1 protein-coding gene is annotated in these 348 nt (G+C 51.7%); it reads right to left on the reverse strand.

What is annotated here, in order from left to right:
* Window positions 1-348: VCBS domain-containing protein (locus AB4512_RS24025; protein ID WP_372176003.1), on the reverse strand; the 348-nt coding region annotated here is incomplete at both ends.

Below are 348 nucleotides of genomic sequence, written 5' to 3' on the forward strand. Positions count from 1 at the left end.
TGTCGGTTTCATCGATGGCAATGGTCGCGCTGCTGACAGTAGCTGCGTCATTAGTGCCAGTTACTGTGATCGTCACTTGGTGCGGTGTACCGTCAGCAGAATGAATAGTAATGGTGTCGGTAGCGGTTGCTCCTTTGCCCAACGCTTGAACGGCAGGGTTTTTATTATCAAGATCGTACGTCCAAGAACCAGTATCGGTCAGATGAAGCGTACCAAACGAGCCTGCAATATCGGTACTTCCTGTGGATGAAGTAGCGAAGTGCGCTTCACCGGTATCCACATCCGTAACAGTCAGTATGCCCGAGGTCTGAAGTTGGGACTCTTCGGTTACCACGCCGGCACTGGTTC

It is taken from the genome of Vibrio sp. 10N.222.52.B7, assembly GCF_041474275.1.
Lineage (GTDB): Bacteria > Pseudomonadota > Gammaproteobacteria > Enterobacterales > Vibrionaceae > Vibrio > Vibrio crassostreae_C.